The sequence below is a fragment of the Sutcliffiella horikoshii genome (assembly GCF_002157855.1).
GTDB classification, from domain to species: domain Bacteria; phylum Bacillota; class Bacilli; order Bacillales; family Bacillaceae_I; genus Sutcliffiella_A; species Sutcliffiella_A horikoshii_C.
The window spans coordinates 2,382,754-2,395,696 of sequence record NZ_CP020880.1; the positions used below are offsets into that span (position 1 = coordinate 2,382,754).

General features: G+C 38.1%; 16 protein-coding genes. 2 read left to right on the plus strand and 14 right to left on the minus strand.

Going from position 1 to position 12,943, the window contains the following annotated elements; translation table 11 throughout:
• Nucleotides 1-89: 89 nt before the first annotated feature.
• Both B4U37_RS12210 and B4U37_RS12215 read left to right on the plus strand, forming a co-directional pair.
• A complete protein-coding gene (locus tag B4U37_RS12210; protein ID WP_083800888.1) occupies nt 90-350 on the plus strand; it encodes a hypothetical protein in 261 nt (86 codons plus the stop codon).
• A 123-nt stretch (nt 351-473) separates the two neighbouring features.
• Nucleotides 474-989, plus strand: a complete 516-nt coding sequence (locus B4U37_RS12215; RefSeq protein ID WP_088018460.1) for a PCYCGC motif-containing (lipo)protein — start codon at nt 474-476, stop codon at nt 987-989.
• Between the two features lie 482 nt (nt 990-1,471).
• Here B4U37_RS12215 and B4U37_RS12220 read toward each other — a convergent pair whose 3' ends face one another.
• The 14 genes from B4U37_RS12220 to B4U37_RS12280 all read right to left on the minus strand — a co-directional run bounded on the left by B4U37_RS12220 (nt 1,472) and on the right by B4U37_RS12280 (nt 12,935).
• Entirely contained in the window at nt 1,472-2,638 is a 1,167-nt protein-coding gene (locus B4U37_RS12220) for an IS256 family transposase (protein ID WP_088016864.1), read from the minus strand.
• 667 nt (nt 2,639-3,305) lie between these two features.
• Nucleotides 3,306-4,148 (minus strand): DegV family protein, encoded by an 843-nt coding sequence (locus tag B4U37_RS12225; RefSeq protein WP_088018461.1) that lies wholly within the window; start codon nt 4,146-4,148, stop codon nt 3,306-3,308.
• A gap of 123 nt (nt 4,149-4,271) precedes the next feature.
• Nucleotides 4,272-4,523, minus strand: coding sequence for a DUF2535 family protein (locus tag B4U37_RS12230; protein ID WP_088018462.1), 252 nt, complete (start codon nt 4,521-4,523; stop codon nt 4,272-4,274).
• Nucleotides 4,524-4,614: 91 nt separating this feature from the next.
• Nucleotides 4,615-5,280: an SOS response-associated peptidase gene (locus tag B4U37_RS12235; RefSeq protein WP_088018463.1), complete on the minus strand. Its 666-nt coding sequence runs from the start codon at nt 5,278-5,280 to the stop codon at nt 4,615-4,617.
• A 77-nt stretch (nt 5,281-5,357) separates the two neighbouring features.
• On the minus strand, nt 5,358-6,071 hold the full coding sequence (locus B4U37_RS12240; RefSeq protein ID WP_088018464.1) for a lysophospholipid acyltransferase family protein: 714 nt from the start codon (nt 6,069-6,071) through the stop codon (nt 5,358-5,360).
• A 24-nt stretch (nt 6,072-6,095) separates the two neighbouring features.
• On the minus strand, nt 6,096-6,590 hold the full coding sequence (locus B4U37_RS12245; protein ID WP_088018465.1) for a dihydrofolate reductase: 495 nt from the start codon (nt 6,588-6,590) through the stop codon (nt 6,096-6,098).
• Nucleotides 6,587-7,381, minus strand: coding sequence for a thymidylate synthase (locus B4U37_RS12250; protein WP_088018466.1), 795 nt, complete (start codon nt 7,379-7,381; stop codon nt 6,587-6,589). Before B4U37_RS12250 ends, B4U37_RS12245 begins: the two co-directional genes overlap by 4 nt.
• 107 nt (nt 7,382-7,488) lie before the next feature.
• Nucleotides 7,489-8,238, minus strand: a complete 750-nt coding sequence (locus B4U37_RS12255; RefSeq protein ID WP_088018467.1) for an anthrax toxin lethal factor-related metalloendopeptidase — start codon at nt 8,236-8,238, stop codon at nt 7,489-7,491.
• A 242-nt stretch (nt 8,239-8,480) separates the two neighbouring features.
• Nucleotides 8,481-8,612 carry a hypothetical protein gene (locus B4U37_RS22565; protein ID WP_281252727.1) on the minus strand — a complete coding sequence of 44 codons (132 nt, stop codon included), beginning with the start codon at nt 8,610-8,612 and terminating at the stop codon, nt 8,481-8,483.
• A gap of 229 nt (nt 8,613-8,841) precedes the next feature.
• Nucleotides 8,842-9,372, minus strand: a complete 531-nt coding sequence (locus B4U37_RS12260; protein WP_088018468.1) for a phosphatidylglycerophosphatase A family protein — start codon at nt 9,370-9,372, stop codon at nt 8,842-8,844.
• A gap of 19 nt (nt 9,373-9,391) precedes the next feature.
• Nucleotides 9,392-9,973, minus strand: a complete 582-nt coding sequence (locus tag B4U37_RS12265) for a YpjP family protein (protein ID WP_088020278.1) — start codon at nt 9,971-9,973, stop codon at nt 9,392-9,394.
• A gap of 397 nt (nt 9,974-10,370) precedes the next feature.
• A complete protein-coding gene (locus B4U37_RS12270; RefSeq protein WP_088018469.1) occupies nt 10,371-11,144 on the minus strand; it encodes a class I SAM-dependent methyltransferase in 774 nt (257 codons plus the stop codon).
• A gap of 58 nt (nt 11,145-11,202) precedes the next feature.
• On the minus strand, nt 11,203-11,637 hold the full coding sequence (locus B4U37_RS12275; RefSeq protein ID WP_088018470.1) for a BrxA/BrxB family bacilliredoxin: 435 nt from the start codon (nt 11,635-11,637) through the stop codon (nt 11,203-11,205).
• A 176-nt stretch (nt 11,638-11,813) separates the two neighbouring features.
• Nucleotides 11,814-12,935, minus strand: a complete 1,122-nt coding sequence (locus tag B4U37_RS12280; RefSeq protein ID WP_088018471.1) for a conserved virulence factor C family protein — start codon at nt 12,933-12,935, stop codon at nt 11,814-11,816.
• Nucleotides 12,936-12,943: the final 8 nt, after the last annotated feature.

The window sequence follows — 12,943 nt, forward strand, 5'->3', positions numbered from 1 at the left end:
GATTAAGACAAACCAAGACAAACATACAGGCACAAGGGACAAAGGGAGAATAGTCTACTAGTGATAAATTATGATAGGAGGAAGGAATCATGTCTCAATTTTACAACCAGTGTCGTCGTTACCAAGGACAAAATGTCACGGTTAGATGTCGTGACGGATCATCCCACCACGGAAGAATCGTCAGAGTATCTCCAAGCCACGTTTACATTCAACCAACAGGAAGAAATAGATTTGGTGGCTATGGCATGGGCTTATGGGGTGGATATTATGGAGGATATGGATACAATCCTGTAGCAGTCCCTCTTGCATTCGTGACTGGTGTCGTTTTAGGCGGTTTATTATTCTGGTAAAAATATTATCATAACGGAATCTAATGTAAGTCCGTTTGCCCTCGTTCACAATTGTGTTAGATTTTTCTGTACTCCTCTATGGTATAGTATATTTGTACAGTTTATGTGAACGAGGTGTGTTTTATGAAAAAATTGGCATTAGTTGCTTCTTGTATGTTGGTTCTTACCGTAGGTTGTTCCAATACGGAAACACAAAATAACGCTACACAACATAGTGAAGAACAACACCATCATAATGAGAAGCCATCCTTTTTCCAAGGAGACCTTAGGGAAGAAACAGCTTCTGTTAAAGAACTTCCTGCTTTTTTGAAGGACAAGCCTGAAGATATGCAACTTATCTATTCCGCAGCAGCACAGCATAAGGAAGTACTTGAATATATTCCATGTTATTGCGGATGTGGCACTTCTGCTGGACACAAAAGCAGTTATAATTGCTTTGTCTACGAAAACAAAGAAGATGGTTCACTTGTGTGGGACGACCATGGTACCAGATGTGGAGTCTGTTTAGAGATTGCTGCTACTTCCGTGATGGAATATAGCAAAGGGAAAAGTGTAAAAGAAATTAGGCATATGATTGACGAAGCTTATAAAGAAGGTTATTCAACACCCACTCCAACACCAGAACCTGAGAACGGATAAACAAAATCGCTAACGCGAGCTAAAACTACGTCCCAAGATCATAATCTCTTGGGACGTTTTCTCGGTTTTCGCATAGTTTTGAAGTATTGACCTTGGTCGGATCATCCCTTTGCGCTCATATTTGACTTTTTCAAAAAAATCCCTTGTCACCAAGGGCTTCATATTGGCGATGAGGACTTCTCTCCTCCTGATTTCTCGTCACTGATGTCTTCATAACGCCGTTGAGGACTTCTCTTCTCCTGATTTCTAGTCAAGTCCATATTAATGTGTAAAAATAGTTACAATGAGATCTAATGCTAAATGTGTTATGGGGTTATGTTTTCAGGTCTTGTTCTTCTTAAAGGTTTAGGGTGTATTCTTTACCCCCTAGGGGGTAAAATTTTCCCTTTTTATGGCCCAGTCACTGTAAGCGCTTTTTTATTAACAAACATTAATGTGACAGTTCACATAATTCCGTTTAGGGAATTAAAAAACTATTTTACTTAGATATGGTGTATATACTTTGACTTACTCCATTCTTCCTCCATTTTCATCAGTACAGATCCAATTATACGTATTGCAGATTGATCGTTCGGGAAAATTTGAATTACCCTTTCTCTTCTCCTTATTTCCCTATTTACTCTTTCTAGCATATTGGTTGTACGTAAGTGTTTGTGAAGCTCAGCTTTTTGAGAATGAAACTGCATTGCATCTTCAAAGCCAGCATCCAACGTTTCAATTACCTTAGTAAACCCTTTTACTTCGTAATACTTCTCAATAAAGTCGCGCTTCAGTTCTCGGCTCAATTTAATGTTGGATGTTCTAAAGATTTCCTTGAGTTCTGTTTTTGCTTCTGAAGAGTTTTTCTTAGGAAAGGAGTCCATTATATTCCTAAGAAAATGAACACAACACCTTTGCCAAGAGGTTCCTAAAAAGGATTCTTTTATAGCAGCCACTAACCCTGCATGTGCATCAGAAATCACCATCTTAGGTGATTGTATCCCTCTTGATTTTAGGTGATCAAAGAAATTAGACCAACTTTCTTCTGATTCCCCATGGGTAACCCTTAACCCAATAATCTCTCTATGTCCTTCTTCGTTTACACCGCAAGCTATAAGTACTCCTTTTGAAACAACCCTATCGTTCTCACGAACTTTAATATACATGGCATCAACATATATGTATGGATAATAAAGGGTGTTTAGTGGGCGGTTTCTCCACTCATTAACTATTGGATCCAATGATTTAGTGAGGTTAGATACTAGTGATTTAGATACACCTTTTCCACACAGTTCTTCTACAATCTTGGTAACTTTACGAGTTGAGACTCCATTTACAACCATCTCAATCATAGAAAGAATTAGAGCTTGTTCGCATCGCTCATACTTTTGGAATACAGAAGTTGAAAATTCACCATCACGAGTTCGGGGAACCTTTAATGTGAGTGAGCCAGTGCCGGTAATTAATTCTCGTTCATAGTAGCCATTCCGATATCCTCTGCGGTCATCCGTTCTCTCGTGAGAGAGAGCATTAATATATTCGTCCCTTTCTTTCTCCATAAGCGAATTCAATACAAGGGCTAAAGATGCTTTTACCGGGGATCCTAAAGAGCTTTTTTCTACCTCGGCTTTAAGTTGTTCCAAATTTATAGTAATATTAATGTTGGTCATTATCATTGCCTCCGTGTGTGATTGTTTTTCGTCGAACACATTGTAACACGGACATTGATAATGGCCTTTCTTTTTACACAATTATATAGACTTAATCTGATTTCTCGTCACTGATGTCTTCATAACGCCAATGAGGACTTCTCTCCTCCTGATTTCTCGTCACTGATGTCTTCAGAACGCCGATGAGGACTTCTCTTCTCCTGATTTCTCGTCACTGATGTCTTCAGAACGCCGTTGAGGACTTCTCTTTTCTTGAATTCTCGTCATTGATGTCTTCATAACGCCGTTGAGGACTTCTCTCCTCCTGAATTCTCGTCATTGATGTCTTCAGAACGCCGATGAGGACTTCTCTTCTCCTGATTTCTCGTAACTGATGTCTTCATAACGCCGATGAGGACTTCTCTTCTCCTGATTTCTCGTCACTGATGTCTTCATAACGCCGATGAGGACTTCTCTTCTCCTGATTTCTCGTAACTGATGTCTTCATAATGACGATGAGGACTTCTCTTCTCCTGATTTCTCGTCACTGGTGTCTTCAGAACGCCGATGAGTATCTTTTCTTTTTCCAATTTCTTGTCACCACCGAGGTGTTCATTCTTTTGATAATTTCCTAAAGAAAAAATAAAAGGTTACGGAAATGTCGACATTTCCGTAACCTTTTATTTTTCTATTCAGCATAATACATTAATGCCACTGCACCTGGTCCTGTGTGTGTAGAGATTACAGGAGTAGTATAAGCAATTTGAATATCTTCAAACCCTGAAGCCTCATAAAGAGCATCTTTTAACACTTGTGCTTGTTTTAATGATCCGGCATGGGCAATTCCCACACCTTTAACCACTTTACCTGCAATATCTTCCTTGAATTGTTTGGTAAAAAACTTAATTACTTGTGACTGGCTTCTTACTTTTGTAACCGGCGTATAAACCCCATCTGCTAAAGAGGCAATCGGCTTGATGTTCAACAATGACCCAATCAGAGCCTTTCCTCTTCCGATTCGGCCGCCCTTCACTAGATTGTCCAATGTGTCTACCATAATGAATAAATCCGTATTGGAACGCACATCATTCAACTTGTTCAAAATTTCTTGCAGATCCTTACCTTCTTTGGCCATTTTTGCTGCAGCCACTACCTGAAAAGATAAAGCAAAAGAAATGAACCTTGAATCTATTACTGTTACATCACTGTCGCTAATACCAGCGGCGCTTTCAGCAGAACCTACCGTCCCGCTCATGCCTCCGGTCATATGTATGGAAAGAATTTTGCTACCATCTTCACCTAAACGGTTGTATACATCTACGAAAGTACCCACAGCAGGTTGGGAACTTTTTGGCAGTTCAGTAGAATGTTTCATTTTATCCATAAATTCATCAGGTTTAATTCCAAATCGGTCTATGTATGATTCCCCGTCAATCGTAATGGATAACGGAACAATTTCTATGTTTAATTCTTCAATAATGGACTGATCAATGTCAACAGTTGAATCTGTCACTATCTTTACATTTGTCATTAAATTCACTTCCCCAATTATATCCTTTTTACTATTATACCTTTGAAGCGGGCTTGTTCAAACTTAAAACAAAAAAAATACAGGGTATCGGCCCTGTATTAATATTATCACATTAACATAAGTTTAAGCATTATTTTTTAATATATCTGTTTTGACAACTTTACAATAATCCGGCCATTTCAAAACTGTTCGCAAGTATTCCTTGAAAGAATAAATTTGCTTTGGCTCCTTCTCAGACAGGATTGTTTTTATAAACCTCTCCAATCTTACTCGAACCATAAAATGATATGTGCTATCGTCCTCCAATACTGGAATTTCAATGACTTTTACCTTCTGTCCCTCATTAATCGTGAACTCTAGGCTTTTCCATAGCAAAATATCAATCCTCTTTTTTCACCCGTTTATTATGATTATACCCCAAAAATTAAAATAAGTGTCAACTTTCATTAGACAAAATAAAACAAATTTATAAAGACTCTATACATTCAGGACCATTGTTTCTTGGAGAGTTAACGACAGCGGAAACTTCATAAGCTTGCATATGATCAGCCTCAAAGGGTTGCAACATATCGCTTATCTCACTCCTTGTGAGCTCTTGCCTAGAAAGCCAAATTTTTTCATGTTCTTCTTTTAATATCACAGGCATTCTGTCATGGACACCTTCTACAAGTTTATTTGGTCTTGTGGTTACTAATGTACAGCTCACCATTTCTTCATCCTTTGTAACCCATCGGTCCCATAGTCCAGCAAATGCGAAAGGCTGTTCATTAGTTTGTGTGAACCTTATGGGTTTCTTTTCACCGTTTTGCTTTTTCCATTCATAGAACCCATCTGCTGGAATGATACATCTTTTTCTTTCCAACAGCTTTCGAAAACTTACTTTTTCATGTAGTGTTTCTGCACGGGCATTAATCATTTTGTACCCGATTTTTTTGTCTTTAGCAAAACTCGGCACCAAACCCCAATGAAGATAGCCTGCTCTGTTTTTGAATTCTCCTTGTACTATAGCCAATATGGGCTGACCTGGAGCAATATTGTAGCTTATTTGATATTCAAGGTTTTTGGCATTTTCAAGAAAAAAGCGTTCTTCTAACTTATGTAGTTCTGTTGTTAAGGAAAATCTGCCACACATTATTTGAACACTTCCTTTTAATTGGTATTTTCATTTTAAAGGAAAAGCCACTACTTTTGTAGTGGCTGCAGGTGATATCATCCTATTTCCTGTTTGATTTTTTCTTGGATTTGTATGCCTAGTTGATTGCCGTCGACTTTTTCGTCTTGTGGCAGGAAGATAGAGTCGTGTACCGTCACTTTGACTTGAGCAGGTTGGAAACCGAATTTGCTTTCTTCCATTATTTTATAGGATCCTGAAATCGTGATAGGAACAACGGGTACTTTGCTGTCTGTTGCCAGACGTAAGCCACCTTTTTTGAATTCTCCCATTTCATCCCCTTTGCTTCTCGTTCCTTCAGGAAAAATGACCAATGAATGTCCCATTTTCAAAGTCGCAATTCCATCTTTTATAGACTGCACCGCTTTTCTTCTATCCTTGCGATCGATGAACACACAGTTCATTGCTTCCATCCATCTTGGTATGAGCGGAATTTTTTTTACTTCAACCTTGGAAATGAAACCAAGTGGCTTTTCTAAAAAGCCAATTAAAATGGGAACATCGAAGTTGCCTTGATGATTACTAACAAAAAGTACAGGACCCTGAGGAATTTTCTCTTGGCCAATTACCTCTACTTTTGAACCGGTAAGTTTCACCAATGTCTTGGCCCAGTGTTTGGGCTTTTGGTGCATTAGAGCATCTTTTTCTTCCACTGTCATTGGAGTGTCTATTTTTTGGACTTTTTTAATTGTCGGCAAACTGTAAATTAAATAGCCGAAAAAATAAGCAAACCACCATATCGTACGTAACATTTCCTTCTCTCCCTAAAACCACATCTATTTGTCTGATAAACCTATTCTCTTATACTTTTTAAAATAATAATCATAAGGATTTTTTTCATCCCTTATACCTTTTTCACTATAGATCAATTCCCAATCTTGTTCATTTATTTCAGGAAAATACGTATCCCCTTCAAATTCTTCCTCAATATAAGTTAAATATAGAAAGTCTGCGATAGGGAGTGTTTCCATGAAAATGTGAGCCCCGCCTATAATAAAAAGCTCTTCTCCGTCCACATTCAAACTTTCAACTTCTTCAATAGAATGAAGCGTTTCACAACCATCAGCATGAAAATCTTGTCTGGATAAAATGATATTCCTTCTTTTAGGCAGAGGTTTTCCGATGGACTCGTACGTCTTCCTACCCATTACGATGGTGCTGTTAAGAGTAACCTTTTTAAAGTAGGCTAAATCTGCAGGAATTCTCCATGGGAGATCATTGTCCTTACCTATTAAGTTATTTTTATCTGTAGCTACAATAATGGAAATCATACACTGACGACCCCTTTAATATGAGGGTGTGCGTCGTAATCAACAAGTGTAAAATCTTCATATTTGAAATCAAAGATAGATGTTACTTCTTTGTTTAATTTCATTTTCGGTAGTTTTTTTGGTTCACGGTCTAATTGTAAATTAACTTGTTCAATATGGTTGGAATAAATATGTGCATCACCTAGAGTATGAATGAATTCACCTGGCTCTAAGTCACATACTTGCGCGACCATCATGGTGAGCAACGCATAGGAAGCAATATTAAAAGGGACGCCTAGGAATACATCCGCCGATCTTTGATATAGTTGACAAGATAATTTTCCATTAGCTACGTAAAATTGGAACATTGTATGACAAGGCGGTAATGCCATAGAGTCGACATTCGCAACATTCCATGCAGAGACGATCAGTCTTCTTGAATCTGGGTTATGTTTAATTTGTTCAATCAGGTTTGCAATTTGATCAATGCTTTCTCCATCTGGTGTTGGCCATGATCTCCATTGATATCCATATACAGGGCCTAGATCTCCGTTTTCATCTGCCCATTCATTCCAGATTCTTACGCCATTATCTTGTAAGTATTTTATATTTGTATCTCCATTTAAGAACCATAGTAGTTCATGAATGATTGATTTCACGTGTAGCTTTTTGGTTGTTACTAATGGGAACCCTTCTTGCAGGTCAAATCTCATTTGATAACCAAAAGTGCTAATTGTTCCGGTGCCTGTCCGGTCTTCTTTTTCGGTACCGTTATGTAATATGTGTTTGCATAAATCCAGATATTGTTTCATTCTTTCTTCACCTCTTGTACTGTCTTTATTCTTAGTACATTCTATCATAAAAGACATACAATTTTACGACTAAGACAAAAAGAAAAAACATTCCTAGGAATGCTTTTCTAATAAGTGTTCGATATTAGGTTTCTGGTTACTGGTAGTTTTTCCATGTTCTGAAAAAATAGGAATGTGTGCGGAGCGCGTTTTGCTAATTCAAGTCTTGACACATCATTTAAGTAGTACATGGCAAACGTCTCTGCAAAATATTCTTCTGGGAAAGTGTAAAAATAGCTTCTGTTTGGAAACAAGGAAGCAACTTCAGTTTTCCATGCTTTAATAAAAGTATGGTTAAAGCGAACATTCCCTAAGACATAACGGTCAATGGAATGTGCAAGTTCATGAAGTTCTAAATTCATGGAACCATGCCCATATCCTTTATTGCTATGTCCAATTTTAGCTAATACAAGTTTGGAACCCCCAATGCCGGGAACATCTTCCCAGTTTGAGCCCTGATCCGAATACCCTCTCGGCTTTACCCCATGTAAATGTTCAAACCCTTCCACATCTGTAAGATTTCCATTAAATAAATACAAATGAACATTTTGCTGAACTAACACGGACAAAATGTGGGCTGGTATGTTGGAAACATGGCGAATCATGTTTGCTGCATCTTCTTCTGGAAAATTTCCTGGAGGAAGGTATATTAGTTGATTTAAAGTAGCTCGATTAGGTATATCTATAAGGTGGGAATCAAGTTCCGTGGACTTATACTCTGTAAGTGGAATGGCGTCCAAACTAGCATATGCTTTCCAATATATCGGTATAATAGTAAATGTAATCAATAACACTATGGCAAATAATCGTCGTTTCATCTTTCCTCACCTTCTCTAGCTGTTTTGATCTTGTTGAGTAAGTAATTATCAGAAGATTCAATTCTATTATAATAGTATTATATCATCTTGTGCTTTAATTTGAATGACATTTTTGTAATCTCTTCTTAATAAGAGTGATTAAATTTTTCCAGTCTACTTAACAAAAAAGCACTCATCCTCGAGTAACTGCCAAGATTAAGTCATTGTTCCAGATTCTTTGAGATATTGGCAGAACCTTACTTTTACAATTCGCCCTCTAACGTTGTCACCAGGGGTCTTCTTGACGGCGATGAGAACTGCTCTTTGGCTTTTTTCTTGTCACTCAGGTCTTCATCACGGCGATGAAGACTTCTCTCCTCCTTTTTCCTTGTCACTCAGGTCTTCATCACGGCGATGAAGACTTCTCTCCTCCTTTTTCCTTGGCACTCAGGTCTTCATAATGGCGATGAAAACTTCTCTCCTCCTTTTTCCTTGTCACTCAGGTCTTCATGACGATGATATAGAAGTAGCATGGAGACTATCTACCATTCAATTATTTAATAATTTCCTAAACAACAAAAAAAGAGTAATTCTATAACAGAACAACTCTTTTAACAAGTTCACTTATACAATTACTTCCTCTTCGCTTAATTCAGCCTCTTCTATGTCTCTCGATCTGTGTGCAATTCGACTTGCTGCCGCTGCTGCAAGAGCACATACTATATCATCCATAAAGGTATGAACTTCTTCCCCTTCGTGTTCGTCCAACCTCTTTATGATGCCAAATTTCTCTTTATCGAGAAATCCAAAGTTCGTCAATCCAATCGATCCATACACGTTTACAATAGATAATGGGATAATTTCATCAATCCCATATAGCGGTTCGTCTGTCTCCACCAAATATTGAAGGGGATCTGGGAGCAACTTTTTTTCTGCTAAAATATCAAGCGACAATCCCGTTAACACTGCATGAACAATTTCTCTTTTTTCCAAGACCTTCTCGACGTTATGTATACAATCTTCGAGGGTCACATTACTAATATATTTCTTTTGAAGTAGAAGAACGATTTCTGCGATATCCTGTATGGTGACACCTCTGTCATCTAACATCTTTTTTGTTGTTTCTCTCATCTCTTTTAACGTATATTTTCTCATATGGCCCCCCTCTTTCTCTCTAGCTCAACCATTTAGGTGGTGTGTTCTTCGCCCAGTAAATAGAGCCTAGTGCATGATGGCCGTGGAATTCATCGTGATAAGTATGGTAGTGAAAGTTAAAATAATATCCATCTAACGGAGGATGATCTTTTCTTACATGAAAGCGAATAAGATCCTTTCCTGTGACTGCATGATAAATATGAAAAATCTTTTCGCTGTCTCCACCTGTCGGATTTTCAGAAATAGTTAAATTACTTAGATCCTCTTCAGGATGTTCTTCTGCTAAATCTTGCAACACCTGTTCCATTTTAGGAAAAATAACATCTTTAAATTCATCTTGTATTTTCGGACCGATTCTTGAGCCGAACTTTTCAAAACTTTGTAGTTCAGCCTGTTCGGTAGCTAATGACAAGAAAGAATCTTTGGACACTCTTTGCTCAAAGGGTTCAATAAATTCATTTGAATAATTTTTGTTTGTTACATCGCCAAACGACGAATCATCCTTTTGATCGTCTATTGTCAAATAGGCAGGTGGCGATACTGTACCGAACGTAAGCGCTGTAATTAGGACCACTAACGATTTCTTGAGCCATTTCGGCATGACAGTCTTCCTTTCCATCTGTATATCCCCATTCTATTAATTTCTCTAGTATTATGTAAAACTAGTATATCACAAAAGTAAGAAAATTTTATCAATTTTGCGTTAACTTTTCATTTCTAAGCTTGCATGTCTTACATCTAGTTAATTTTTGTTACGGAATCAGCAAAAATCTTTTGAAATTAGTAAAAATGATGTAATTATTATTCATTTATTTGTGTTTATTTGTTAATATTAATGAATAGTACATATTGGAGGTTAATATCATGGCAGATATTGCGATTTTGGTATCAAGCTTTGTTACTTTAGGTGCATTAATTTATTTATGTTTTGCTGACTGATGTGATAAAATAAAAACTCGTGTTGAGATATTCTCAACACGAGTTTTTTTATTTCCAAGCTAACACTCTAGAAAGCCAAAGTGGAATTTAGCAGTTTTTCTTTTTAAGACGGTAAATCCATATTGTGCAAACTTTTCGCTTTGCCAGTGGTCTTTCAATACTACTCTCTTTTTGGCAACCCTTAATGCTTCATGCAGCGTTTGTTTGTTTAAAGTCTCTTTTACTGCAATGTTTCTTAAGGGTGCTATTCCATTAGATTCCTGGATCTCGATATCAAACATGGGGTCAAAATATACAACATCGAAGCTGTTATCTTGCAGTGTTGATAAAAGGTCTTGATGTTTACCTTGTAAGACTTTAATGCGTCTCATTGCCTCATCTATCGTACTATTTTCTGATTCCCAAGCAGCGAGCCCTCTATCTACTAGATAAGCAAGAACCTTACTCCCTTCTATCCCCCACACTTTTCCTTGTTCACCTGTTGCCAAGCTTGCCATGATACTGTCTGATGCGAGGCCAAGTGTGCAATCAAGAAAACTCATTCCGTCCTGTAACTCTGTTGCTTCTAAAAACGGCTCTATTTCTCCTTGAAGCCACCTTTTAACTCGAAAGCCAGCTGTATTTGGATGAAAAAATATAGGTTCTGTTATATTCAAGGGATACCATTCATAACGATTTTTCCCTATAACTAAGACATCTTGATTATATTCCTTGAATAAGGTAGGGATTGATTTTTTATTTCTACCTATGTAGAAACATCGTAGGTCTTGTGAAATATGCTTTGCAGTTTGAATCATTTCTTCACTGGTTCTCCCCGCAGTGGTTACGATCATAAGTTTCTCCTTTATAAAAGGATGTGCGCAGTATAAAACCTACACACATCCTTGCGAATTAACAATATTGATGAAAAGCTCCTTGAAGGTTGGTCATGATATTTTCCATCGTGTTTGATTCAATATCATGACGATGGATGAAATGTACGACTTCATTCCCTTTTAACAATGCCATGGACGGTGAAGAAGGTGGAATGTCACCAAATATCTCCCTCATTTTGGAAGTAGCTTCTTTATCTTGGCCAGCGAAAACCGTTATTAGGTGATCTGGTGTTTTGTCGGCTTGGATAATGGATTGTGTTGCTGCCGGGCGAGCTAATCCTGCTGCACATCCGCAAACGGAGTTTACCACTACAAGTGTTGTTCCTTCTGCTTTATTGAAGTATTCTTCAACTTCATCGCTTGTAGTCAGTTCTTGGAATCCTGCTCTTGTTAGTTCATCTCTCATAGGTTTAACTATTTGTTTCATATATTCTTCATATGCCATAGACATGTTAATTTCCTCCTTTTATCACTTGTATACTGCAGTTGATTTCCGCAAATGGCGTTGCTTTCCCAGGGGCGCTGCTGGACCCTCCTCGGCTTCGCCTGTGGGGTCTCCACCTAGCGCTATCTCCCTCAGGAGTCTTTGCCTTTTACTCCAATCAACTGCTATGGAACTTAAAGCACCTAGTTGTTTCTTTCGGTCATTTGTTTCCAGACGGAGCCTTTTGCTTCTTCTCCGCCTTCTATCCGTTGGATGGCCATTTTCACTTGCATGCTCACTTCAAATTCTGGGTCGTTTTCTGCTTCTCGTAGTGCAGGAAGCGCAGATTCGTCTCCAACTTCGTAAAGAAACATGGCCGCTCTCCAACGAACTAATTTGTTTTTATCTTTCAAGGCTTCTATCATGGCTGGCATGGCTGCTTTATCACCAAGGTCTGACATACAGTCTCCAGCTGTTCTTCTAACTGTTACCGACTTGTCTTTCAACGCTTTTGACAAGTAAAGTAGTATATCAGATTCTTCAAGCATTCCAAAATATACAGTTGCCAACCTGCGTATAGAGCCCTTTTCGTCTTCTAGTGCTTTTGCCAGTACCGGGATGTCGTCTGGTTTTGGATCCATTTGATCAAGTGCAGCAAAGCGTTTAGACCAATCAGGTTCATCTAGCATTTCCAATGTAACTTTATAACGCTCTTTCGATTTTATTGTATTCAATTTATCCGTATTGTCTTCTTGTTTTAACATTTTTTCCAAACGTTCGTCCGTGAATGTGGCAGAAAGCTCTTCCACTATCTCTATTCCAACCGCCTCAAGATCCCCATAGCGGACACCATGTTCTTTCCATTCTCGTTCAAGCACCACATTATCTTGCTTTTCTTGTGCGGAAAGAATAGCTTTCATGAACCTTTCGGGTAAACCGACACGTTTTTCCTGATCCCCGTCCGTAAGTTTTACTTGCATTGGAATTCCTTGAAACATTTGAACAAAAACTTTCACTTCGCCAAAACCTTCTAGTGATCTTTGATCTTCTGTGTCTTGATTGTCATCTGTTTCTCCAAAAGCAGCCCTTACTTCTGAAAGTATCGCTTTCCAATCAAAGCGGGCATTTCTTTCTACAGCAAGAAAATCCGCTACATGATAAACACCTTTAACACCTTCTATTCCCAGTATATCCTGGATAATTTCGGGCGCTTGGTCACTATTGTCTTTAGTATAATTGTTTCTTGAACCGGCCGGAAGTTCCTCACTAAGTATAACTTTCATTGTGTTAGGACTTGGAGTTGGTTCAATGGATTGTATATTCAAGAAAAAAC